Source organism: Peribacillus frigoritolerans (assembly GCF_040250305.1).
GTDB lineage: Bacteria > Bacillota > Bacilli > Bacillales > DSM-1321 > Peribacillus.
The window spans coordinates 236,251-254,807 of record NZ_CP158190.1 but is presented as its reverse complement, the minus strand read 5'-3'; the positions used below and the strand labels follow the sequence as shown (position 1 = coordinate 254,807).

Sequence of the window (18,557 nt, the reverse complement as noted above, 5' to 3'; positions counted from 1 at the left end):
CAAGATAAATGTTTTGTTTCATCTTAACGTTTACCCTTCAACCATGTAAAGGAAATTCATGAGCTGGTTGATACGAAGGAGGAAAATAAATGAACGCTCAAAAAAAACAAAAATTCATTGTTGCCGGATTACTATTAGGTATCTTGATGTCAGCAATGGATAATACGATTGTTGCGACTGCAATGGGAACGATCGTTTCTGATTTAGGCGGATTCGATAAGTTTGTATGGGTGACATCTGCCTATATGGTCGCCACGATGGCAAGTATGCCGATATTCGGTAAGCTTTCCGATATGTATGGAAGAAAGAGGTTTTTTATTTTTGGACTTATAGTCTTTTTAATCGGCTCCGCATTATGTGGCATGGCCCAGAGCATAGTCCAGTTAAGTATCTTCCGTGCAATCCAAGGGATCGGCGGAGGCGCTTTGATGCCTATAGCCTTTACGATCATTTTTGATATTTTCCCACCTGAAAAACGGGGAAAATTAACTGGCCTTTTCGGTGCTGTGTTTGGGGCATCAAGCGTATTGGGACCACTTTTAGGCGCTTATATTACTGAATACTCCAGCTGGCACTGGATTTTCTACGTCAATGTTCCGATTGGGATCATTTCTTTATTTTTCATCTGGAATTACTACAAGGAGTCACCCAACTCCCAAGAGCAAAAAATTGATTGGGGTGGCGCAGCAACACTCGTGATTGCCGTTATCAGCTTAATGTTCGCTCTCGAACTGGGCGGGGAGTATGGCTGGAGTTCTTCTCCCATCATAGGACTGTTTGCCAGTTTTGTGATTTTCTTCGTTTCATTTTTCTTTTTCGAAAAAAGGGCAAAAGATCCAATCATTTCATTATGGCTGTTTAAAAGGCGATTATTTGCCACTTCTCAGATCTTAGCCATTCTTTATGGCGGTACATTCATTATATTAACCGTCTATATCCCGATTTTCGTGCAGGCAGTTTACGGTGGTTCCGCAACAAATGCCGGATTGATCCTAACTCCCATGATGCTTGGTTCTGTATTCGGCAGTGCAGTTGGCGGGATATTCAATACAAAGACAAGTTTTCGCAACTTAATGACGGTTTCTGTCATCTGTTATTTTGCAGGAATGCTTCTATTAGGAACCATCACCCCTGATACCAGCAGGACTTTATTAACTTTGTACATGATTTTGACTGGATTTGGCATGGGCTTTTCCTTCTCCCTTTTGCCTATAGCATCCATTCACAACTTGGAACCTAGATTCCGGGGGTCGGCCAACTCAACAAACTCATTCCTCCGTTCTTTTGGGATGACACTCGGAGTAACGATTTATGGAGCGATTCAGAACAATGTATTCACAAGTAAAATGACGGATGCGTTTAAAGGGATGCAAGGAAGTCCGGATACAGCCGGGTTGATGGAGGACCCACGGCAGCTCTTCCAATCGGACGCACGTGCCGAGATTCCGGACTTTATCCTGGATAAAATCGTTCATGCGATGTCCGATTCGATTTCATTGATATTCACCTTGGCTCTCATTCCGATCGGTCTTGCAGCAATCACTGTATTCTTCATGGGAAAAACAAGAGTGGAAACACCTTCAAAAAAGGAATACTTACAATAAACAAAAAAAGCGCTGCATTTGCAGCGCTTTTTGTTATCTCCCTTCTATATAGGAAGTAAAGATTGCTGAAAGATCATACCGAGGTTACAAGTTTGAAGAATGTATGTTTTGGAGACAGTTAAACCAGAGGCATTTCTTATATTAGGGAAGATTATCCGAACTCTTAGCTAAGCTAACAGAACCTGGCCATACTCAGTGATTTGCAAAAGCATATGGAAAAGGATATGCTTTTGCAGCCATAAAACAGAAAAAGGCAAAGCATGTCGCTTTGCCTTTTTGCCTTACAGACTTTTCACTTCCACGTTTTCCGGAAGCTTGAAAGGATTTTCGGTGTTGATCCGGTCATAAAACATCATCCCGTTTAAATGATCTAACTCATGTTGAAACACGATTGCAGCAAAGCCCTTCAGCCGCATCTCTATTTCCTCACCATTACCGTCCAAAGCTTTGATTTTAACCCGTTCATAACGCGGTACATACCCTTTAATGTCACGGTCGACGGAAAGGCAGCCTTCACTTTGCGGTAAATAGATCATTGTGGCAGAATGGCTGATGATTTTCGGATTTACAAGGGCATATTCAAACAGCTTCCCTTTTTCGTCGGGAAAATACATGACGAACATGCGTTTATTCAAGCCTATCTGATTGGCAGACAACCCAACTCCTTCACGTAAGTTGTACTTCTTTTGGAGTTTTGGGTCCTGGCTGTTTTTCAGGTATTGCATCATGCATTCCAACGTTTCACGATCTTCATCCGAAATCGGCAGGCTAACTTCATCCGTTACCTGACGCAGAATGGGATCACCTTCTCTAACGATATCCTTCATCGTAATCATATAGTCTTTTATAAATTTACTCATAGAACTTCACACTCTTCTACCATTTTATTTTTTCATGACTTAGACCATTTCACTTTAGCATTTCGCATTTAAAAAGTCTAATATGCCGGTTAGATTAAATATTTCTAAATTCCGAGCCCTTTAAACTTTTGTAATAAACATTATTTCTTGACTTTAACATTATTTACCTTTAATTTAAGGCATAAAGACCTATAGATTACATGTTTAAAAATTTTATACTGAATATATATTCTTAAAGGAGATGAAAAATTGAACTCGAACTCTAAATTAGTTTCGAAATTGCTGCCGTTCCTGACGGCTCTCATTGTGATAATTGCTGGAATCAGTTGGTATGTTGTTACTCAGTCAAAGGATATGGTCATTCCTTTTTCCTCGGTGGAAAAGACGATTAAAGCCCAAAATGGAGCCCTTGTCACCATTGAAGAAAAAAGAAATGGCACTCTTCACATCTCCACGCCAGATGGAGAATACGTTTCCAGTATTCCTCCCAACAGTCAAATGATCAATAAACTTGTCGAAACTTATAACGTTCAATATTCTTTTTCATCAACTAATAAATCAGCATTATGGATTTTAGGCGGATTAATGGCGGCTCTCGTCACAACCGCTGTCATTATACAGAAAAAATCAAAGGGCGGATTGCGGATCGGCAGTAAAAAACAAAGCCTTTCCACCCCAAAGCCCCTGCCAGAGATAACTTTGGATGATGTAGGCGGTTTGCAATCCGAAATCAAACAGGAAATCCTACAGACACTCACTACACTAAAGGAACCTGAACGTTCAGCTAAAATTGGAATTAAGCCGCCTCAAGGCATTTTATTATACGGCCCCCCTGGAACGGGGAAAACCTTGCTTGCACAGGCAATCGCAAAAGAGCTTGGTGCAAACTTCTTCTCAACGAGCGGTTCAGCCTTCAACGAAATGTTTGTTGGAGTCGGTGCAGCCCGTGTCCGCAGTCTTTTCCAAAATGCACGTAAGCAATCGCCAGCTGTCATTTTTATCGATGAAGTCGACGCGTTGGCTGGTAAAAGGAAAGCTCATGGAGGGGAAGAAGGCGAAAAAACGTTAACTGAACTGCTTGTGCAATTGGATGGAGGCCATCCAAATGAAGGGATTTTATTCATTGCAGCGACCAACCGGAAAGATATGCTCGATGAGGCATTTCTACGTCCGGGCAGGATCGATTTCTCTTTCCAAGTTCCACTTCCGGATACACAAGGAAGAAAGGAAATCATCAATATCCATACGAAGGGTAAGCGTCTGGCGACAGATGTCCTTGCTTCCCTGGATGAGTTGGCTGAAAGTACATCCGGTTTCTCCGGTGCTGACTTAAGCTCCCTGTTCGATACTGCATCACGTCATGCCCTGAGGAATGAACAGGATATGATTCGTAAACAGGATCTTGATTACGCCATTGACCGCACGATACTTGGAGCGACATCACGTACCTTGAATGATGTGGATACGAAACGGCGCGTGGCCATCCATGAAAGTGGACATGCCCTGATTGCGGCTTTGACAAAGCCCGGTTCCGTTCGAAAGGCGACCATCATTCCGCGTGGGGAAGCCCTTGGGTATGTAGCGCCAATACCTAAAGAACTCCATCTGGCAACAGCCAGTGAATTGCTTGATCAAGTCAAAATGATTTTAGCAGGCGGCGTGGCGGAAAGAATGTATTTAGGTGAACACAGCATCGGTGTAGGCGGAGATGTGCAGCAGGCGAAACATCTACTTGAACAAATGGTCGATACCGGAATGCTTCAAGATGGATTCACCCTCACCTTTAATAAAGGCGAGAAGGAGCAAAAGATGCAGGAATTATTCACGAAAGCGATTTCTGAAACGGAAATGTTGATTGACTCGAATCGCCTACAGTATGAAGAGCTTGTTGAAGAGTTATTGAAAAAAGAGACACTTGAGGGATCTGAAGTTCAGCGTATCGTTGATGCAGCAGAAATAACCAGCATATGCTCGAATGCATAACACTCTTTTCCGCTGAGACTTAAGACCTAATATCCAGAGCCTGTTTGCGATAAAACAGGCTCTTTTTTTTTACCATATATGGAAGCAATCCGCAAAGCAGAAATGAATGCTGGGAAATTAACCAGATCCTTTACGGCTTTTCCTGCCCTTGCTGCTGCAATCCAAAGAACAATATTTGCTATTTGCCTTTCTTGGTTTGTACTTCTTCCCGCATTGACTACATTTCTTTAATTCATATTTTATGTAGGCTGTCCCTTTACATGTCTGGGAACAGTATTTAGCATTTTCGTTATAACTTATAAATCCACGACCACATATCTGGCAAACGAAATTGGCCATTATATATCCTCCATATCATGCTAACGAACATTAGCCTTCTATCAACCTATGTTTTCGTACCGTTGTTGGAACTCCAAGGAGATCCTCGAACTGTTGTATTTATCCTGAATGAAAATTATTGCCGCTGCTGCAATTAAGGCTGGAAGTGCAAAACTGATGAAATTCATATAAATGGGCAACTTTAACTCTATTAATACTCCGCCAATCGAAGGTCCCAGAATAGCACCGAACCTGCCGATTCCAAGTGCCCAGCCAAGTGCGGTGGATTTAATATAAGTTGGATAGAAAGTTGAAATATATGCATTGTTTAAATTTTGCGATCCTATGGATGCCGCCCCTGCTACCGCAACCAAGAAGTATAAAACGATTGTTCCAGGTTTAAAACCAAGTATAATTAAACAAATGGCGCCAAACGTAAATAAACTGATGAGAACTCTTTTCGACCCAATCCGATCCGCTAACCATCCTCCACATATCGACCCAATTATCGCCCCGATATTCAAGGAAAAAAGGAATAGCAAACTGGACTTTAGTGGATAACCTGCTTCAACCATCAATTGAGGCAACCAGGTTCCCAATCCATAGACCATTAATAATCCCATGAAACAGGCAATCCAGAACATGATGGTAGTTCTTCCTCGCCGGTTTTCAAATAGCTTGACTACAGGGACGCCCGTCACTGATTTTAAATCATTTCTGAAACTATCATGTTCATGAGGGACATAGGATGGGTCCAAGCGCTTCACTATCGCTTTGGCTTTTTTATATTCTCCATTTTCAACATAGTAATAGAGGGATTCGGGTAAGTATTTAATTAAAAAGGGTATCGATACTAGCGGAATGGCACCTATGAAAAACATCCACTGCCAACCTAGATCCGGAATCACTTTCATTCCTAATAGCGACACCAAAATGCCTCCGATCGAATAACCGCTGAACATGACGCCCACCATTATATTTTTAATCGACTTAGGTGAATATTCCGAAGTAAGAACGACCAACAATGGAGGAATCCCCCCAAGGCCCAACCCAGCCGTAAACCGGTAAAGTGCAAAATCAACCGGCCCTTGAGCAAAACCTGTCAATAATGTAAATGTGCCAAAAAGTGCGACACAAGAAATGATCACTTTCTTCCTGCCCACTTTATCTGCTAAAATCCCGCAAAATAGTGAACCTATCAGGCCACCTACCAAAGTTAAGCTTCCAATCAGGCCCAAAACACTTGGCGCCGTACCCCATTTTTCAACTAAACTCGGTATGACCGCTCCATAAACTACAAGATCAAAGCCATCAAAAAGAATGAGAAAAATGCACCATAGTAAAACGGAAAGATGAAATGAGTTAAATTTACTATCCTCGATAACGTGTGCTATATTAATATTCCGCAATTTCAAACCTCCGTATTCGATGGTTTCCACTGCCAGACCAAGCCGCAGAAAGCCAGTGGAATTCCACCGTATTTTCTTTTGAACCACTTTAATCCGTGTTCACTCATTCCAGAGTGATATTCAGACCCTCACATATTTGTTGAAAAGTGACTGATCTGTGGTGATCCTTAAAACTTTCGGCATTCACCTGATATGCACAGACGGCAAGCCGGTACTCGCTGTCTACCTTATACTGCCTACAGGTGAAGTCCGTTATTGGTATATTGCCATGTACATCAGTTAAGTGAATGTCTTCCATGCCATGCCTTCTCACATTAAAGCTGTGCAAAGGTATGGATAAGCCCTTGCCTATTGCTTTTATATAGCTTTCCTTCAAAGTCCAAATATCATAAAAGGAAGAAAGTCCGTCTTCTGCTTCCAATACTTGCTTATACTCTTCTTCCGTAAAAAAACCCTTGGCCAGCTGTAACTCAAACGGCCCTATTTTCTCTATATCCACTCCCACCTCTGCATCATGCACGGCACAAACCACATACTCACCAGAATGGGAAATATTATAATGGAACGATGGATAATCGGATAGAAAGGGCTTCCCAAATGACTTTGTCCTCCATCGCAGTTCTTCCTTAACCGAACCGTATCGTTCTTTAAGAACAAACCGCACCATCAAATCCCCTATTAGAGAGCGGTAAGCATCATCCAACTTGACGAACCTTTTCACCCGAAGTTGCCTTTCGGTTGAAACATGGACAAGCAGTTTATTTAAGTCGGACTCCTCTTTCTTTATAGGCAATTTACATATATATAGTTCAACCAATTCTCCTGCCCCTTCCCCTAACTGCCAGCAAAATGAAGGGGAGGTCACTGGCAAAAATCCAGTGACCTCCCTCAAAAAATAACCGAATGAGTAACTTACCCGCTTTTGACCGGTTTTACATCAAGGGAATTAGCCCTATCCTGTTTCGGTATGATGGCCTTGAAATCATCCTTCCTTAAACTCATCGCAAATAATAAGGCTATGACGAGCAAAATGGCAGAACCGAAGAAAGCGAATTGGTAGGATGATAGGTTAACATGCCCATTCGTTCCCATCGTGTCAGCGCCCACTGCCCCCAGGATGCTGGCTAGGATGGCGACACCCATCGCAGAGCCAATCCGGTTTTGAACATTGAACAATGTGGCGGCCATCCCCATCGAAGCCGAGTTGATATTAGTGAAAGTGGAGTACTGTATGGCCACAACTGTATGTCCCAAGCATACGCCGACGCTAAACAATAGGGCCCGAAGGAACCACGGGTTGGCTGTCGGCCCCACGAGGCTAATCAAGGTATAAATGATGATTGTGCAAAGCAGCCCCATCCGGATCACCTGATGTATGCCCAGTTTCTTTGTAGTCAAAGGCATCATCCGGGATGCCACCATCAAACCTATGGCTTCCGGGAATGTCGTCAGACCGCTTTCCAATGCTGAAGCATGAAGCGCACTTTGATACATTAACGGAAACACAAAGAGCATCCCCAATAAGCCGGCCATTGAAAATAATGAGATGATGCCTAATGTCCGAAACAATCGATCGGATAATAAACGCAAATCAAGCATCGGCTGATCCACTCGCAGCTCCAATAGAATAAATGAGAGAACAAGAACTGCACCGATAATTCCTGTGTACATGATAATGGGGGATTCCCATCCTTTGGATGGACCTATGTTCATTGCATACATCATCATGGAAAAGCCTGCAGCTGACAGCAGGAATCCTGGAAGGTCCAACCTGCCAGCCTTGGGCTCTTTATGTTCTTTTAAAAACAGTACACCGATTAACAGGACCATAATTCCGAAAGGAACATTTATATAAAATGCCCAACGCCAAGACAGCTGCTCTGTGAAGAACCCGCCAACGATCGGACCAATGGCTGGTGCGAATGCAATGGGCAGTACAAGGGAACGGGAAACCTTTGGCCGTTCCTCCGGAGAGAACGTTCTGAATAAAATCGCCATTCCCACCGGTGTCAGGATCCCGCCTCCAGCCCCCTGCAAAACCCTGAACAAGTTCAAGGTTTGCAGATTATTGGCAAAGCCGCATAAAAAGGAGGCAGCCGTAAAGACACCCAATGCAATCAAGAATATCTTCTTGGTCCCAAATCGATCCCCTAGCCAACCCGCTACTGGAAGGAAGACAGCCAGGCTAACTAAATATCCAATATTAATGCCACTGGTTGAAGAAGGATCTAGGTTAAATTCATTACTGATTGTCGGGAGGATCACATTGACAATCGTCCCGTCCATCGAAACCATGAACATCGCTATGACATAAACGATGCACACTACTATTTTAGGGTCTAGCTGTATCCGGGATTTCACTTTGTTCCATCACTGCTGGCAACTAGTTTTAAACTATTGGGCAGCAAATCCGTCCAATTTTTGTTGATATATTCCAAGCAATCCTGCCGGCTTTCTTCCCGATATATGACGGACCAGCCTTCTGGAATAACCAAAAAGGCGGGCCAAAGGGAATGTTGACCTTCTTCATTTATCAATACATGGTAGATGCCATTTTCATTTTCGAAAGGGTTGGTCATCAGATATGTCCTCCTTCATTATTTTTTGCCAACTTCTTCATAGTGGATAGTTTGTTAGCGATAACCTGGCCAATTTCAGCAAGCGGTCCCGGCTGGCACATATCCTTATGGCGGCATTCAATATTATGCTGTTCAATCATTCCGTGGATATATGGGTTCCATGTATCAGGATAAATGGGATCAAACCAATCCGGAATGATCGTCGACCTGAAGAACAGCACATTCCCCTTAAAGGTTTTAGGTTTATACTCACCCATGATTCGAACAGAATTTACATATGTCTCTTTAAGGTTCAGAATCGTTTCTTCTTCTAAACTAGCCAATGCACTGCCATCTCGACGGAGAATTTCTATGGCACTGGCATTATCCAATGGCTGGTCTCCTAAACTATCAGGATCATAACCTCCCAATGCCAGCAAAGCGATCAAAGCCTCCTCATCATCCGGAGCCTCTTTCATTGGCAAGAAATGACTTGGATATGAATCGAGGATTGCCACCAGGCGTACGTCCTCTCCCTCATTTTGCAATTGAGTGGCCATTGCATGAACGACATTGCCTCCGAGAGACCATCCCAATAGATGATAAGGTCCTTCTGGCTGGATTGTCCGTAACTGATTGATATAGTCTGCCGCCATTTCAGTCAGCGTTTGCGGAAGTTGCTCCCGCTGTGATATTCCTCGTGCTTGTAACCCATAGATTGGATAGTCAGGCCCCAGTGCATTCATCAACCCAGCATAGCACCAGCTTAGTCCTCCAGCCGGATGTACACAAAACAGCGGAAGTTCCGGCCCATTTTTCCTAAGCGGCAGCAGGACGTCCAAAGCACTTTTGCTCGTGCCCATTTCAAGCCGTTCAGCGAGCCCCGCAACAGTCGGAGCCTCGAATAGGTTACCAATACTCAGTTCAACGCCAAGTGCTTCACGTATTTTGCTCATCAAATGGACGGCAAGCAGCGAGTGGCCGCCAAGATCAAAAAATCCATTATCTATTCCGACATGGGGCAAATCGAGAACCTCCATAAAAAGGTCGCACAGAATCTCTTCCTGCGGAGTTCTCGGTCCTCGCCCTGATTGATTGGAACCGAATTCCGGCGCCGGCAATGCCTTGCGATCCAGCTTACCATTCTGTGTCAAAGGCAATTCACCCATTTCAACGAAAGCTGATGGCACCATGTAATCCGGTAGGCCGCTTGCAACAAATTGACGTACATGCGCCGGATCGAAGGTGACATTTGACGCAGATACGACATATGCGACCAGACGCTTATCACCCGGATTGTCTTCACGAACCACTACCGCAACTTGTTCAACATGGGAATGCTGAGCAACCAATGCCTCGATTTCACCCAATTCAATACGGAATCCACGGATTTTAATCTGATGATCTGCCCGGCCTATATAATCCAAAGATCCATCTACAAGCCAACGGGCCAAGTCGCCGGTGCGGTACATTCTGCTGCCTGTTGAACTGAATGGGTTGGCAACAAAACGGTCAGCCGTCAAACCTGGCCGGCCTAAATAACCACGGGCCAGACCAGGTCCGGAAACATAAAGTTCCCCAACTACCCCTGGAGGAACTGGCTGTAAGCCTGCATCTAACACATACACGCCCAGATCGGGAATGGCACAGCCAATCAGGCTATTTGCTTTTATGGATGTTATATTCCGATTAAGCTCAAGATAGCTGACATGAACGGTGGTTTCCGTTATTCCATACATGTTGATGAGATATGGCGCATTTTCCGGATGGCGGCTGTACCAATCCTCCAAACGGCTCAGTTCAAGTGCCTCCCCGCCATAAATCACGAAGCGTAATTTAATGTCCTGCCCTAGTGCCGGCATTTTACGATCAGCCTGCATCAATTGATAAAATGCTGATGGTGTCTGGTTCAGTACCGTTACTTCTTCTTTAACAAGCAGTTGTAAAAATTCTTCCGGTGACCGGCTGATGGAATGAGGGACGACCACAAGCTTGCCTCCGTGAAGTAAAGCTCCCCAAATCTCCCAAACCGAAAAGTCAAAGGCATAAGAGTGGAACATCGTCCACACATCTTCGGAATTGAAATGGTACCAATGTTCCGTCGATCCAAAAAGTCTGATTACATTCTGGTGCGGGACCACGACTCCTTTTGGTAAACCGGTGGATCCGGAAGTATATATGATATATGCCGAATTTAAAGGTGATAACGGGTTAATCCGATCACGATCGGTTGGATTGAGAATTGAATGATCTGCCAATTCTTCTATGGTACTGGCTTCATCCATTATGATTTGCCTGATATCATGCATCTCAGGAAGCTTGGAAGCTACACCCGAACTCGTTAGAACACAAGCAGGCTGAGCATCAGACAGCATGAACGTTAACCGATCATTTGGATATTCAGGATCTAAAGGCAAATATGCAGCTCCTGCCTTGAGTACAGCCAGCAATCCTACAACCATTTCCAATGATCTAGGCATGGCCAATGCAACGAATTGCTCTGGCCCTACACCTTTAGCAATCAAGAGATGGGCTAGCTGATTCGCTTTTTTGTTTAACTCCTCATAAGTCAAGGAAGTGTCCTCATATACCAATGCAATATTGTGAGGATACTGGCTTACCCGTTCTTCCAGTAATGCAGGTAAGCACTTATGCGGTATTTCTTCGGAACTTCCATTCCAATCCACAAGGATTTCCTGGCGCTCTTCAGGTGACATTATTTCCAAAAGTCCAATTTGCCGGTCCGGTTCCGAAATGGCGCCGTCCAACAATCTTATTAATCGACTTATTAGCATCTCGGCGGTCTCACGCTTAAATAGATCTGTACTATATTCAAGGAAGCCGTTTATCCCATCCGGACTGCCATTTTCAGCATGCTCTTCACGTAATTCGATCGTCATATCGAACTTCGATGCGCCTACGCCATATAACTTCAGGTTGGATTGAATCCCTGGAAGCTCCAATTTCGGATCAGGCGTATTCTGCAGCGCCAGCATGATCTGGAATAATGGATGCCTAGATCGAGAGCGAACTGGATTCATCACTTCCACCAAACGCTCAAAAGGCAAGTCTTGATGCTCATAGGCATTTAAATTAACCCTTCGCACCCTGTCAAGAAGTTCACGGAAAGTGGGGTCACCGGAAGTATCCGTCCGTAACACCAATGTGTTGATGAACATTCCTACAAGATCGCTTAAAGCATCGTCACTTCGACCTGCTATCGGACTTCCGATAGGGATATCGTTTCCTGCCCCAAGGCGAGTGAGGAGTGCCGACAGTCCAGATTGCAAGACCATGAATAAGCTGACGCCATTATCACGGGCCAAATCCAGTAAACGACGATGCATTTCAGGATTGATAGAAAAGTCTACGGTATCACCTCTATAACTAGCTTCGAGGGGACGCGGATAATCAGTGGGCAATTCCAATTGATCTGGCAAATTAGCCAATGTTTCTTTCCAGTATTCCATTTGTTCAATGGCTAAACTGGATTCATCACCCTCACTCCCTAAAAGGCTTTCCTGCCAAAGAGCATAATCGGCATACTGTACAGGCAACGGAGGCAGGTTAGGTTCTTCACCTTTACATCGCGCCACATAAGCTGCCGTTAAATCGCGAGTGAGCGGTGTCAGGGACCATCCATCTCCTGCAATATGATGCAATAATAAAACCAATACATGCTTGTCCGGGGCCATTGTGAAAAGCTGGGCACATATGGCCGGTTCTTTTGCAAGATTGAAACTATATCGCGCAGCTGTAGCGATTTCCGCTTCAAGTTCGGACTCTTTGATGTGCGATACCAACAATTCCACTTGTGCTTCGGAGGTATCCAACACATATTGATGAGCAGTGCCTAAGGTAACAGGGAAAAGCGTACGTAAGGTTTCATGACGCTCGACTACATCATTGATCGCAGCCTCTAGTGACCTAGTATCTATTTCACCGGACAATTCAACAACCAGTGGAATATTGTACGTTGGACTTGGCCCTTCAAGACGGTGAAGGAACCATAATCGCCTCTGTGCAAAGGAAAGGGGCACCGTTTCCGACCTATCGGCTTTCTTTACAGGTAACCTTGCACTTTTTCCATTGGAAAGCTGTTTTACAAGTCCCGAAACTGTTGGTGTCTCAAAGAGTTTACCAATGCCTATTTCGACTCCGAATGTGTCTCTGATTCGTGCCATCAGTGTTGAAGCAAGAAGGGAGTGTCCGCCTAAATTAAAGAAGCTATCATCGATACCGACCCGGGAAAGACCAAGAACCTCGGCAAAAAGATCGCACAATATTTCCTCCTGCGGTGTTCCCGGAGCCCGATCTGATACAAGTGCAGTGAGGTCAGGCACAGGCAATTCTTTCCGGTTAAGCTTTCCATTTGGGGTCAATGGCAACTCGTCCATCGTTATGATTGCGGACGGCACCATGTATTCCGGTAGACCGTTGCCTACAAATTCCCGAAGTTCAACCGATTCCGGTGTCGCTTCCAAAGAAGGGACGATATAGGCCACGATACGTTTATCTCCAGGCTGATCTTCACGAACAATGACTGCAGCCTGGTCAACGTCAGGATGCTGGGTAAGTTTCGCTTCAATTTCCCCCAATTCGATACGATAACCCCGAATTTTGATTTGATGATCGGCCCGGCTGATATAATCCAATGAGCCATCTTCTCTCCAACGAACTAGATCGCCCGTTCGATACATGCGGCTACCCTTTGGACCATACGGATTAGCGACAAACCGCTCAGCCGTTAAATTCGGGCGGCCTAAATATCCACGTGCAAGCCCTAAACCTGCAATATATAACTCCCCTACAGTCCCTTTAGGAACGGGCTTCAAAGCTGCATCCAGCACATATACCTGTGTATTCCAAAGGGGCTTGCCGATCGAGGGCATACCGCTCTCGTTCGGATCAAGGGTAATTGATGAAGACCATATTGTCGTTTCCGTCGGCCCGTACAGATTCGTCACTTCACATCCTAATTCATGTAAAGCGTTTGTCAGGCTGATCGAAAGTGCCTCTCCTCCTACTAGCAGCACCCTGAAATTCTTTATCACATCAGGATAATTCGCCACAAGTGAATGCCAAAGCGTTGGTGTGGCCTGCATGATGCTTATCTCATGTTGAACGATCATCTCGGACAAAGTTCTAGGGTCTTGAATCGTTTCCTTAGCAGCTATGACACAGCTTGCCCCGTTCAAAAGCGGCAGGAAGATTTCCAAACCGGATATATCAAAGGCAATGGTTGTAACCGCAAGGAGCCGATCGCGATGATCCAATGAAAATTCGTTTTGCATCGAATAAAGGAAATTGATAAGGCTTGCCGATTGAATCACGACACCTTTTGGCTTCCCTGTAGAACCCGAAGTGTAAATCATATAAGCCGGGTTAAGCGGGGACATCGTTCCATTCCTTTGTTCATCCTCCACATTTTTATCCGGCTGATTCCCCAGCGCAATAATGGTCTTCTCCTCATCCAACACGATGCGCTCCGTTCCTTTGGCATCAGTTAGTTTGGAGGAAATCCCTTTACTAGTTATGATTGCTGCTGGCCTGGCATCATCAAGCATGAATTCGATTCGATCTGATGGATAATCAGGATCGATAGGTAAATAGGCCGCTCCGGTTTTTAACACAGCCAACATGGAAATGACGATATCCACCGAACGGGTCAAAGCTATAGCCGCGAATTTCTCAGGTCCCAGCCCCTTCTCCAAAAGGAGATGTGACAGTTGATTGACCCGCCTGTTTAAATCCTTATATGTAAGAACCGTATTTTCATCGATTACGGCTGTCCAATCAGGGGTTTTTAACACTTGGTCCTCGAACAATCCAGGTAAAAGTCCAGTTGGAAGCTCTGTTTCCGTTCGATTCCATTCAAGCAGGACTTGCTGCTGTTCCTCAGGTAAAAGCAGTTCAATTTCCCCAATTGATTGGACATTCTCTGCAGCAGCAACCTTTTCAAGAAAACTCAGGAAACGCATATGGTGAGTACTCAAATCTTCAATTGTATATACCTCTGGGTTTGCATCTAAATCTATCCTTAGTCCGTTTCCATCAGACTTGTCATAAATGTTAACCGACAAATCATCGACAGGACCTGTTGCCAGCTTATGTGTGATTGCTTTACTTCCTGAAAAGTCCAGACCATAATCAAACGGCATAACATTAATTTGAGGTCCGAATAATCGTTGGTTATCACCCAGCAGTTTAAGGTCTCGACGCAATTCTTCATGTCTGTAATTTTGATGGCGGCGGATGGTACGGACTTCCTTCGACACTTGCTTCACTAACTCTTGAAAACTCATATCAGGCTGTACAGACAACCGGAGTGGCAGCAGATTCATGACCATACTGGGGATGTTCAATGAGGAAGATCCCAACCGGCCCATCATCGGTAAGCTCAGGATGACATCTTTTGAGCCTGTCAATCGATTTACGTAAACGGCCGTTACTGCAATCACCACTTCATGCCAGCTTCCTGAATATTTATCTGCATTCGCTTTTAAAGATATTGTCGCTGCAGATGATAGATAACCCGTTTGACTAATGAATCCTTTAGAAGTCCGAGGGGCTCGATCAGCCAGGCTCATGACCTCTGGCTGATCAGCAAAACGATCTTGCCAAAACTGGCGATCAAGTTCGAACTTCTCGGATTTTCTGTACGCCTTATCTTCTTCAAGAAGTAAATGTAAAGGAGCGAAGGCACCTTCCGCCAATTTCTGACCCTTCTGAAGAGCCGTATATAGTTTGGCTACTCGTTGCGAGATAAGTGAAAATCCAAAAGCATCCATTACAATATGGTGAATGCGCTGATACCAGAAAAAGTGATCTGAATCCACTTTGAACAAGGCTTGATTGAAGAGTGGATCATTTTTCAGGTCAATCGGTTGAGCCAGGTCTTTTTTCATCCATTGCATAGCTTTTTCCCGTGGGTTTTCCTCTCCACTGACATCGATGAATTCAAAAGGAACTTCGCTCGATTTCCCGCTGACCTGAAACGGTCCACTATGATCCTCACCAAAGCGGACGTGTAAAAACTCCGCCTCCATGACCGCCTGTTTCAGCGCCTTTTCAAAATGTTCTATATCAATCCGTCCATTGATTTCTATGTATTCCCCTGTGTTATAAATCGGATTATCCGGCTCCAGCTGCTGAGCAAACCAGATACCTGATTGCGCGCCGGACAATTGCCAGCGCACATCTTGGTCCTGAATATTAAGCACTCCGTTTTACCTCCTTCTTTTTGGACTCAGTCACGCTAACGCCTTTTGTGAAGACAGTAGTTCCCACCAGGCAGCGATTGTCGGTTTTTCAGCCATCTGCATGAAATTAATCTCTGCCCCTTTTCCCCTTAGGATCTCAACAAGGCTCATCATTCTAATCGAATCCATTCCTAGATCCACTAGATTCTCGTCATCATCAATATCTGATGGGGATTCACCCAGAAGATCAGCGATTTGATGCCTTAGGCCTTGCAATGTTAAACCTTGCTCATCACTTTCCTCAACGGGATCAGCGAATGATTGCTCTTCACTTTTCAATTGTTCAAGCAAACGGGATGTTGATGTTGTAACAGCACATCGTTCAGCTGCATATTTAATCGCCATTTTATGTTCTTCCAATGAAAAGTCCGCCACCGCATCAGATACCAAAAATGGTTCTATATCCTGCATGAAGGCTTCACTTGCCGTCAACAAACACCCAATATGGGCATATACCCCGCAAATGATCAGTTGATCACGTCCTTGTTCTTTCATCATTTCTAAAAGGTTTGTCCTTTTAAATGCGCTATAACGCCATTTAGTCAGTACAATGTCATCTTCGCTTGGAGCGACCTCATCTACCACTTTCGTTTGATTGATATCATCATCAAGTCCTGGACCCCAAAAATCTGTGAGCAGTGCACGATCTTCCGGGTTTTGATTACCAGGTTGTGCTGTATAAACGACAGGGATCCCCAGTTCCACACATCGACTTTTTATGGACTGAATATGTGCTACCAGTTCAGTGATCGGTGATTCGCTTGCTGTATAGTAATTAAGGAAATATTGTTGCATATCATGAATGAGAAGCACTGAACGCCTTGGATCCGCTTTCCACGCAACTTTATTTTTTGGTAACTCCGATTCAACAGGCATTGCATATGGTGTGATAGCAGGAATAGCCATCAAATCACTCCTTCTTGATTTTTTTTATTCACTTCATCGTAATTCGACTGTTAAGTTTATCTGATATAATTTGTCGCAATGCTTTTTTACTCACTTTACCTAACGGCGTTTTTGGGAAGGAATCAATGAACTCAACCCGGTCAGGAATTTTAAAGACAGCGATCCCCCGCTCCTTCAAGAATTGTTTAAGTTCCCTTGCCGTCGGTGCCTGATCGCGCGGAATCACGAATGCACATGATCTCTCCCCTAGATAATCGTCCGTCATGGAAACGATGGCTGCATCATGTACTCCATCATGAGCCAGGAGATGATTTTCAACTTCCTCAGCGGCAATTTTTTCACCGCCACGATTGATTTGGTCCTTATCACGGCCTTCCACAACTATATAGCCCGACTCGGTCATGCTGACCAAATCACCAGTTCGATAGAATCCATCTATGGTGAATGCCTTCGCATTATGCTCTTCGGCTTTATAATAACCGCAAATGGTATAGGGCCCTCTCGTTAATAAATGTCCCACTTGCCCCTGTTGAACATCCCGGTCTTCCTCATCGACAATTCGGATTTCATCAAATTCCGACATCGGTCTGCCTTGTGTGTTGATGATGATTTCGTCAGGGTCGTTTAATCTTGTATAGTTAACTAGACCTTCAGCCATGCCAAAAACTTGCTGTAACTTGCAGCCGAAGGCGGGAGTTACCCGACGGGCAGCTTCTGCACTGAACTTAGCTCCCCCAACCTGAATCACTTGAAGGCTGGATAAATCATGGTCACGGGTAGATACTGCATCAAGCCACCTTAAAGCAAGAGGCGGTACAAGAGCCGTAATCGTCACGCCTTCTTTTTCAATAAGCGGAAATGCCTCATCAGGACTTGGACCTGGTGAAAGGACTACCCTGCCGCCTGCATAAAGGGTACCAAGAATACCTGGCGAGCTAAGTGGATAGTTATGGGCAATAGGAAGAACTGCGAGATAAACACTATTCATATCCACTTGGCAAATTTCCGCGCTAAGCCTCAAACTGTATATATAATCATCATGTGTTCTTGGGATCAATTTTGATAATCCAGTACTTCCCCCTGATAATTGAAGAAAGGCAATGTCACATGAATCCACTTTTGTTTCATTCTTAGTTGGATCGATATATAAATCCGCCAAATTCACGAATTCTTCTTCTTCCCCCAGGACAATCACGTTTAACAACGTATCGTTCTTGCTTTTTGCACCTCTTGCAAGATCACGATAATCAAAACCGGCGTGCTTGTCCGGGATGATGTAGGCAACTGCCTCAGCAAACTCGCAAAAATAGTTAATTTCACTGCTTCGGTGCGACGGCAAAGCAAATACAGGCAATGCCCCTAATCTAAATAGTGCAAAACAAACCTCAAAGAATTCGATTACATTGGGCAGCTGGACCACCACTCGATCACTTTTCTTTATTCCCAGTTCCTGAAATCCGGCTGCCAGCCGATCTGCACTATTGTCCAATTCCGCATAGCTCATGTTTCTTTCCCCGCTTGTAATGGCGATGCGCTCCCCATGTACCTTGGCACGCTCACGCAACATTTCCCCGAAGGTTTCCCCTTTCCAGCACCCTTGCTTTCGATATAAATCCGCAAATTCCTTTGGCCACGAAGTACACCCTGTTAACATCCT

Annotated in this window: 10 protein-coding genes; 2 read left to right on the top strand and 8 right to left on the bottom strand. The window is 44.5% G+C overall.

Translation table 11 applies throughout. The features are described 5' to 3' along the window. Positions 1-89: 89 nt before the first annotated feature. Positions 90-1,604 carry an MDR family MFS transporter gene (locus ABOA58_RS01325; protein WP_350300933.1) on the top strand — a complete coding sequence of 505 codons (1,515 nt, stop codon included), beginning with the start codon at positions 90-92 and terminating at the stop codon, positions 1,602-1,604. A gap of 281 nt (positions 1,605-1,885) precedes the next feature. On the opposite strand, the gene def is transcribed toward ABOA58_RS01325, so the two are convergent. Further along, complete coding sequence (def, locus tag ABOA58_RS01320) at positions 1,886-2,464, bottom strand: peptide deformylase (RefSeq protein ID WP_101225705.1); 579 nt, start codon at positions 2,462-2,464, stop codon at positions 1,886-1,888. 249 nt (positions 2,465-2,713) lie between these two features. Here def and ABOA58_RS01315 point away from each other — a divergent pair, with 249 nt between their 5' ends. Further along, positions 2,714-4,447 (top strand): AAA family ATPase, encoded by a 1,734-nt coding sequence (locus ABOA58_RS01315; protein WP_350300932.1) that lies wholly within the window; start codon positions 2,714-2,716, stop codon positions 4,445-4,447. A 380-nt stretch (positions 4,448-4,827) separates the two neighbouring features. Here ABOA58_RS01315 and ABOA58_RS01310 read toward each other — a convergent pair whose 3' ends face one another. From ABOA58_RS01310 to ABOA58_RS01280, 7 genes are all read right to left on the bottom strand, one after another. Continuing rightward, positions 4,828-6,174: an MFS transporter gene (locus ABOA58_RS01310; protein ID WP_350300931.1), complete on the bottom strand. Its 1,347-nt coding sequence runs from the start codon at positions 6,172-6,174 to the stop codon at positions 4,828-4,830. 103 nt (positions 6,175-6,277) lie between these two features. Beyond that, entirely contained in the window at positions 6,278-7,039 is a 762-nt protein-coding gene (locus ABOA58_RS01305) for a 4'-phosphopantetheinyl transferase family protein (RefSeq protein ID WP_350302761.1), read from the bottom strand. A 47-nt stretch (positions 7,040-7,086) separates the two neighbouring features. Next, entirely contained in the window at positions 7,087-8,535 is a 1,449-nt protein-coding gene (locus ABOA58_RS01300; RefSeq protein WP_350300930.1) for a DHA2 family efflux MFS transporter permease subunit, read from the bottom strand. Beyond that, on the bottom strand, positions 8,532-8,753 hold the full coding sequence (locus ABOA58_RS01295; RefSeq protein WP_133352763.1) for an MbtH family protein: 222 nt from the start codon (positions 8,751-8,753) through the stop codon (positions 8,532-8,534). The genes ABOA58_RS01300 and ABOA58_RS01295 overlap by 4 nt, the downstream gene beginning before the upstream one ends. Beyond that, the gene (locus ABOA58_RS01290; RefSeq protein WP_434547758.1) at positions 8,753-15,955 is read right to left on the bottom strand and encodes an amino acid adenylation domain-containing protein; all 7,203 of its coding nucleotides are present in this window, start codon (positions 15,953-15,955) and stop codon (positions 8,753-8,755) included. The genes ABOA58_RS01295 and ABOA58_RS01290 overlap by 1 nt, the downstream gene beginning before the upstream one ends. A 30-nt stretch (positions 15,956-15,985) precedes the next feature. Next, a complete protein-coding gene (locus tag ABOA58_RS01285) occupies positions 15,986-16,900 on the bottom strand; it encodes an isochorismatase (protein ID WP_350300929.1) in 915 nt (304 codons plus the stop codon). Positions 16,901-16,928: 28 nt separating this feature from the next. After that, positions 16,929-18,554, bottom strand: coding sequence for a (2,3-dihydroxybenzoyl)adenylate synthase (locus ABOA58_RS01280; RefSeq protein ID WP_350300928.1), 1,626 nt, complete (start codon positions 18,552-18,554; stop codon positions 16,929-16,931). Between the last annotated feature and the right edge of the window lie 3 nt (positions 18,555-18,557).

What these genes read in the sequence shown, in the direction of transcription:
- ABOA58_RS01325 (WP_350300933.1), top strand. Translation starts at nt 90, where the DNA reads ATGAACGCTCAAAAAAAACAAAAATTCATTGTTGCCGGATTACTATTA.
- def (WP_101225705.1), bottom strand. Translation starts at nt 2,464, where the DNA reads ATGAGTAAATTTATAAAAGACTATATGATTACGATGAAGGATATCGTT.
- ABOA58_RS01295 (WP_133352763.1), bottom strand. Translation starts at nt 8,753, where the DNA reads ATGACCAACCCTTTCGAAAATGAAAATGGCATCTACCATGTATTGATA.
- ABOA58_RS01285 (WP_350300929.1), bottom strand. Translation starts at nt 16,900, where the DNA reads ATGGCTATTCCTGCTATCACACCATATGCAATGCCTGTTGAATCGGAG.
- ABOA58_RS01280 (WP_350300928.1), bottom strand. Translation starts at nt 18,554, where the DNA reads ATGTTAACAGGGTGTACTTCGTGGCCAAAGGAATTTGCGGATTTATAT.